Here is a 7,155-nt window from a genome sequence, read left to right as displayed (position 1 = left end):
GGTGTTTCCTATACACTAAAAACGCCTATGTATATTGATGAAATTTATGTTAATATACCAGGAAAATTTACAGTTTATAATACTCTAGGAATTATAGCGGCTTGTTATATACTTAAGATTCCAATTGAAATAATAAAAGATAAATTAAAAAGCACTAAAGGTGTTGAAGGAAGGTTTGAAAGTGTAAAAAATACAAAAGGATTTAATGTAATAGTAGACTATGCTCATACACCCGATGCATTAGAAAATATACTTATAGCAGCAAAAGAATTTGCAAAAGGAAAAGTTATAACAGTATTTGGATGTGGTGGGGATAGAGATAAAACTAAAAGGCCTCTAATGGGAAAAATTGCGCAGGATAATTCAGACATAGCAATAATAACATCTGACAATCCAAGAACAGAAGATCCAAATTTTATAATAAATGATATACTAAATGGAATAGATAAAATTAATCAAAATTATATAGCTATAGAAAATAGAAAAGAAGCAATATATAAAGCAATAGAGTTAGCTGATAATAATGATGTAGTAATTATAGCAGGAAAAGGCCATGAGAATTATCAAATAATAGGAAAGATAAAGCATCATTTTGATGATAAAGAAGTTGCTAGAGAGGCTATAGAAAATAAAAATTTATTTTCATACAATAAATAATAAAAATAGTTATACCTAAACTAGGGTATAACTATTTTTATTTTAAATATAGCTTATACCCTTTATAGTTTTTTTACTAAATAGTATGATATATTATAATAATACTCAAAAAATATAAATAGGAGGAATTGAAAGTGAACAGTACTAAAAAACTTACAGAAGCAGCTCTACTTTCATCATTATTTATTGTAAGTACTATAATTGCTGTAGGTAGTGGTTTTGGGTATGCACTTTATTTAGATTTTATAGTACCAATTTTCTTTTGCATAATATGCTTAAAATGTGAGCTTAAATATACTATATTATCTGGTGTAAGTTCGCTTATAGTAGTTGCTTTAGTTCTTGGAAACATAGGAACTGCGATTTGGGCGACTCAGAGTGTAATACTAGGAATTATGTGTGGAGTTTTAATGTCAAAAGCAACCACTATTATTGATGATATTATTTATGGATCAATAATTGGAATAGCACTTATGGTATTTATAGATTTATATGCATCAAAACTTATTGGATACAGTTTTATGAAAGAATTTAGTCAGTACACTAAAATATTCCCTTTAAAAGGATATAGTGAAATCATTTACTATATGTTAATAGCGCTACTTCCTATGGGAACTGTATTTAGCATATATATTTTATCGTTATTATTATCAAAAAAACTGAATATATTAAAAGGTAATGCAAAAAGAAAATTACATATGATAAAGAACTTTAGAAACTGTTCTAGATTTATTTGTTGCTCTAAGAAAGTATTTTACTTATGCTCAATTTATTTGATTTTAGTTGAGATAATGAGTTTATTAAAAATTGATATATCTATTATATATTTGAAAACGATTATTATATCAATACAATATTTGTGTTTTTATTTTGTTATAAGAGATGGATATACAATATTGCAAAATTATGTCATATCTAAGTATCAAAATATATCTTATGCAAGAATTTTATCCTTAATAACTGTAGTACTACTTGTATTAATGTTTAAGGTAACAACTTTGGCAATTGTAATTTTAAATTTAATATTAGACAAGAAAATAGATATAAGAATTAAGCAAATTTTGATAGTAGACAACTATGTAAATAACCTAGTAATCAAATAAATATAAAAGGTGGTTTATATGGAAAAATATATGGACTGGATAAAGGAAATACCAATAGCCCATAGGGGATTATATAATGAAAAATATCCGGAAAATTCTATTGGGGCATTTAAAAATGCAGCTAATCATAAATACTCAATAGAATTAGATATTCAGTTCACTAAAGATAAAAAAATAGTAGTATTTCATGATAGTAACTTATATAGAATGACTAAAGATGAAAGAAATATTTATGATGTAAACTACGAGGATATTAAAGAATTAAGATTATTAAATTCAGATGAGAAAATACCAACAATAGAAGAAGTATTAGAAGTAGTAAATGGCAAAGTAGGGATACTTATAGAAATAAAAAATAGTAAGAATATATTTGATTTATGTGAAGAACTTTATAATATAGTTAAAAGTTATGATGGCAAATACTCAATACAGTCATTTAATCCATTTGTATTGGTATGGTATAAAAATAATGCGAACCATATTTTGAGAGGACAAATAGCAGGTTTATCTAGATATTCTTATAGAAATTTAAGTTGGTGTAAAAAATTTGCTCTTAAAAACATGATACTAAATTTTAAAACTAAACCGGACTATATAGCCTATTCAATTAAAGGGATAGATAAACCGAGAATAACTTACTTAAGGAATAAGGGAATTTTAATAATATCATGGACTATAAAAAATGAAAAAGATATGATATATGCATATAAATACTCAGACAATATAATATTTGAAGGATTTTATCCACCTAATAAGAAAAATAATTAATAATATAAAATATTTTGTAAATAATAATAAAAATAGTTGACAAAATATTAAATAGCGAATATATTAGAATTAATAATTAATATAAAAAAGCTATGAAAAGAACAAGTAAAACTAATGTAGTCTAACAGAGAGTTTCCGGATGGTGAGAGGAGCAAGTTAAGTTAGTTTGAATACATCTTAGAGCAGTAATCCCAAAAGATAACAACTAGTAGGGATTAACGTAGTAGCACACGTTATAGTGCTAAGGTATAGATATTGTACCTATTAAGGTTAATGCTGTAAAGTATTAATAAACTAAGGTGGTAACACGTGAGTAATGCTCTCGTCCTTTTATAAGGATGAGGGCTTTTTTTATTGTAATAAACAAATATAGGAGGGTAAATATGATAAATTTAGATGAACAAATAAAAATTATATTAAAAGGTGTAGATGATATAATAGATGAAAAAGATCTTAGAGAAAAATTAATAAAAGCTGATAAAGAAGGTCGTCAATTAGTTGTAAAACTAGGACTTGACCCATCTGCTCCAGATATACATTTAGGTCATACTGTAGTTCTTAGAAAGATGAAGCAATTACAAGATTTAGGACATAAAGTAATAATAATAATAGGAGACTTTACAGGTAAAATAGGAGATCCAACTGGTAAATCTCAAGCTAGAAAAGCATTAACGACAGAACAAGTTTTAAAAAATGCAAAAACTTATGAAGAACAAATATTTAAAGTATTAGATAAAGAAAAAACAGAAGTTAGATTTAATAGCGAATGGTTAGCTAAATTAAACTTTGAAGATGTAGTAAAATTAGCTGCAACTATAACTGTAGCGAGAATGTTAGAAAGAGAAGATTTTAAGAAAAGATATGAAAGCCATACTCCAATATCAGTACATGAATTTTTCTATCCATTAATGCAAGGATATGATTCAGTTGCAATAAATGCTGATATAGAACTTGGAGGAACAGACCAAAGATTTAACCTACTTATGGGACGTGCACTTCAAAAAGATTTTGGTCAAGAATCTCAAGTTGTTATAATGATGCCTTTACTAGAAGGATTAGACGGTGTTAATAAAATGAGTAAGAGTTTAGGTAACTATATAGGTGTAGATGAAGAAGCTGGGGTAATGTATCAAAAAGCTATGGAAATACCAGATGAATTAATCGTTAAATACTACAACTTAGTAACTGATGTTCATCCTGATGTGGTTAATAAAATAGAAGAAGATTTAAAAGAAGATAGAGTTAATCCAAGAAATGTTAAGATGGAGTTAGCTAAAGAAATAGTAAGACTATACCATGGAGAAGAAAGAGCTAATTTTGCAGAAGAAAGATTTAAATCAGTATTCCAAAAAGGGCAAATACCTGTGGATATATTAACTGTAGAAGTAAGTAGTGATAACTTTGATTTAGCGCAAATAATAGTAGAAAATAAACTTGTACAAAGTAAAAGTGAAGTGAGAAGATTAGCTACTCAAGGTGGAGTTAAGATAAATGGAGAAAAAGCTACGGATTTACAAAGTATAGAAGCACAAGGTGAATTAGTAGTTCAAATAGGAAAGAAAAAGTTTATAAAAATAATAGTAAAATAATACAGTAGTCCCTTAAGCGTATGCTTAAGGGACTTTTTCATTAAAAAAAATTATAAAATAATATATTTTAATGAAAATCTTTGTAGAAAAATGTAAGTGGATTTTTTAGAAATACTTAAAAAATAAATGTTATAATGAGATTATTAGTAAAAAATGTAAATTGATTATTTATTTTAAGTTTTATTTATTTTTGGGGGCATATTTTGTGATTGAGCTATTAAATGCAGTAAATGATTATATTTTAGTTATGAATAGAGAGGGGGAAATAGAATTTTGTAATGAAAAATTATTATCAAGAATTGGACATGATAATACAGATTTAAAAGATATTAATATAAAAAATATATTATATGGTGATAATAAAAAGTTATATGAAATAATAAATTCTATAAAAAAAGGTGAGAAAGCTAATATAAATTTAGATATTTTAAATTCAAAAAAAGAAAAAATTTTATTAAAAGGAAAAATAATATTAAGTAAATTTAATGATAAAGAATATATATATATGATATGTAAAGAAGATGATAATAAGCTATACAATATAGATGCTTTAGAAAATGCTTTGGATATTATACCTTCTGCTATATATATAAAAGATGAAAATGATAAATTTATATATACAAATAAATATTTTACTGATCATATTTCAATAGATAAAATGAATATTTTGGGTCAAAAGTTCAAAGATATAAGTGAAGTAAATGAATATGAATATATATCATATATAGAGAAAAAAGTAATAAAAAGTAAAAAGCCTAGATTAATAGAGACTATTGTTAAAAAAGGGGATAATCCATCACATTTAGATATGTTTATGGCACCAATTTTTAAAGAAAATGATGAACTAAAATATATAGTTACAATGGCTAAAGATGTAACTATAAAAAATAAAATTGAAAAAAATATAGATAAAAAAAATATAGAAATATTAAAACCAAATAACCACACATATGATGAGATAGAGATAAAAACATTGCTAGATAATCTAGTAGAGAATATATCTAATTATTTAAAATCGGATTCAATAACATTATACCTATATGATAAAGAATCAGAAACTTTAAACCTAGGAAGCTTATATGGTGAAGTAAAAAATTTATCTAGTGTACCAGAAAGTATAAAATTAAACAAAAATGATTTAGAGGAAATGTTAAATAATAAAGTAATAGGAGGAATATTAGATGTTTCTGGTATAAATGATATTAGAATCCCAGCATTTAAGGATATAAATAAAAGTGTCAATTTTGCTGGGTCATATAATTTAATGAACAGTGATGAATTTATAGGAATGCTAAATTTGTCATACTTAGATGGAAATGAGCCAGAATACTATCAAAATGATTTTATGAACAATTTATGTTCTCGTATTGCATTAATTATAAAAAACTATAAACTTTCTAAGCAGGCTAAACTAGAACTTGCAAAAAGAATAGAAGTAGAAAATGAATTAGAAAGATTATTAGATATATCAGTTGATATGTTTGCAACAATAAATGAAGATGGATATTTTAAGAATTTAAGCCCGCAGTGGAGTGAAACCCTTGGATGGAGTGAGAAAGAGCTTAAATCTAAAGAAGTCATTGAATTTATTCATCCAGATTATAAAAAAGAAATAATAGATATGAGTAAAATAAAAGACAATAATATAAATAGAACAATAAATAGAGTATTATCTAAAAATGGAGAATATCTATGGTTTAAATCGAATTATAAATATATAAAAGAGAAAAAATATTTTATAATTACAACGAGGAATATAACTAAAGAAAAAGAAGAAGAGAAAAAAAGAAAATTATTAGAAAAAGCTATAGAGATAGAAAGTATAAAAAATGAATTTTTTGCAAATATATCTCATGAATTTAAAACACCTATAAATATAATACTTGGAACAATGCAATTGCTAGAAAAACGGGTAAATAAAGAGGAGATTTTATATAATAATGAATATAATTTAAATAATCATATAAAGTCTATAAAACAAAATTCATATAGATTATTAAGATTAGTTAACAATCTAATAGACATGACTAGAATAGACACTGGATTTTATGAGTTAAACTTAGGAAATCATAATATTATTAATATAATAGAAGAAATAACATTATCTGTAGCAGAGTATATTGAAGGCAAAGGAATAAATCTTATATTTGATACTAACTCAGAAGAAAGCATTATAGCTTGTGATCCAGATAAAATAGAAAGAATTATATTAAATATTTTATCAAATGCAATAAAATACACAAATAAGAATGGTGAAATAAAGGTTGATATAAAAATTATAAAAGATAAAGTAGCAGTATCTATAAAAGATAATGGAGTTGGTATTTCAAAAGAAAAGCTTCCATTTATATTTGATAGATTTAGGCAAGGAGATAATGTATTAACAAGAAGGTGTGAAGGTAGTGGAATTGGATTATCGTTAGTTAAATCTCTTATAGAGATGCATGAAGGCAATATTTATGTAGAAAGTAAAGTAGGACATGGAACGGAATTTATATTTGAATTACCAATAAGAATAGTAGAAGAAAATGATTATAAAATATCGGAAAGTAATTTTAACCAATCTAAAATTGAAAAATGTAATATAGAGTTTTCTGATATATACTCTATATAAATATTTTATTAAAATAGAACTATATGTTAAAATGAAGAATATTATAATTATAGATACAAATAATTAGCATAGTGTTTATAATTAAGAAAGGAGATAAAATGGATAATTATTCAAGGTCAATACCTAAAGAAAATTTAATAATGTTAATGATGGCAGCAGCAATAATACTATTTAATATAGTAGGATTTATAATAGTATATTTTGTATGGAAGGAATATAGTAAAGAATCTGATTTTATATACACTAATGGGAAAATGCTTATGAATTTCCATATAACTTTTGTAATATATGAAATAATTGCAGGGATCTCAATTATAGCTTTTATAGGTGTTATATTAGTACCTTTAGTTAGTTTAGTATACTTTATACTAACAGTAATAGGATTAATAAACTATGGATCACACAAAGACTACTTATATCCATT

General features: G+C 24.8%; 6 protein-coding genes and 1 other annotated feature. All 6 genes read left to right on the top strand.

The annotated features are described in order from the left end of the window. On the top strand, positions 1–657 hold a 657-nt coding region (locus BN899_RS09750; RefSeq protein ID WP_042274965.1), incomplete at its 5' end, for a Mur ligase family protein. Between the two features lie 134 nt (positions 658–791). Beyond that, entirely contained in the window at positions 792–1,760 is a 969-nt protein-coding gene (locus tag BN899_RS09745) for a YybS family protein (protein ID WP_042274960.1), read from the top strand. An 18-nt stretch (positions 1,761–1,778) separates the two neighbouring features. After that, complete coding sequence (locus BN899_RS09740; RefSeq protein WP_042274959.1) at positions 1,779–2,528, top strand: glycerophosphodiester phosphodiesterase family protein; 750 nt, start codon at positions 1,779–1,781, stop codon at positions 2,526–2,528. Positions 2,529–2,611: 83 nt separating this feature from the next. Next, positions 2,612–2,861 (top strand) — a binding site (T-box leader). Between the two features lie 50 nt (positions 2,862–2,911). Then, on the top strand, positions 2,912–4,117 hold the full coding sequence (gene tyrS, locus BN899_RS09735; protein WP_042274958.1) for a tyrosine--tRNA ligase: 1,206 nt from the start codon (positions 2,912–2,914) through the stop codon (positions 4,115–4,117). Positions 4,118–4,322: 205 nt separating this feature from the next. Further along, positions 4,323–6,731 (top strand): ATP-binding protein, encoded by a 2,409-nt coding sequence (locus BN899_RS09730; protein ID WP_052356783.1) that lies wholly within the window; start codon positions 4,323–4,325, stop codon positions 6,729–6,731. Positions 6,732–6,829: 98 nt separating this feature from the next. Continuing rightward, positions 6,830–7,155, top strand: a 326-nt coding sequence (locus BN899_RS09725; RefSeq protein WP_052356782.1) for a DUF4870 domain-containing protein, incomplete at its 3' end; no start/stop codon positions are given.

It is taken from the genome of Faecalimicrobium dakarense, assembly GCF_000499525.1.
Taxonomy (GTDB): Bacteria; Bacillota; Clostridia; order Peptostreptococcales; family Peptostreptococcaceae; genus Faecalimicrobium; species Faecalimicrobium dakarense.
This window is presented reverse-complemented; position numbering and strand designations above follow the sequence as displayed.